Annotated in this window: 1 protein-coding gene; it reads left to right on the top strand. The window is 35.6% G+C overall.

All coding sequences use genetic code 11. The features are described 5' to 3' along the window. Positions 1-53: 53 nt before the first annotated feature. Positions 54-389 (top strand): ArsR/SmtB family transcription factor, encoded by a 336-nt coding sequence (locus tag AC27IT_RS28195; protein ID WP_487092319.1) that lies wholly within the window; start codon positions 54-56, stop codon positions 387-389. Positions 390-526 lie beyond the last annotated feature (137 nt).

Here is a 526-nt window from a genome sequence, read left to right as displayed (position 1 = left end):
ACGGTGGGACTAGTCTTGTGAATGAAAAACTTCGAAAGGTTGTTGAAAACTAAATGACTTCATCAGCTGCCAAGCATGATATCTTTCAAGCCATTGCTGATCCTACTCGAAGAAAAGTACTTGAGCTGCTTTCTGAACAAGAATTGCCTATTTCAGAAATAACGTCCCATTTTTCAATAAGCCGTACCGCTGTTGTCAAGCATCTTCATATACTTTCAGAAGCAGACCTAGTCCATGGACAAAAAAAAGGCAGAGAAAAAGTGTATCATCTTCAGCCAGAGCCTTTGAAAGAAATAAAAGATTGGCTTTCTTACTACGAACAATTTTGGACAAACAAATTATCTATTCTTCAGCATATTGTTGAAAGAGACGAAGAAAGAAATCAATAGAAAAAGCATAAAAACGTTTTTTATAAGGAATATAGCAAAGCCAGTCGTTAAAAAGACTGGCTGTTTTACATAAAAGCTGGTTTTATTCTAGAAGGACAAATAAAAGAAAGATGCAGAACACCATAGGGCATTTCTTA

The organism is Brevibacillus sp. YAE8 (assembly GCF_057543335.1).
This window is presented reverse-complemented; position numbering and strand designations above follow the sequence as displayed.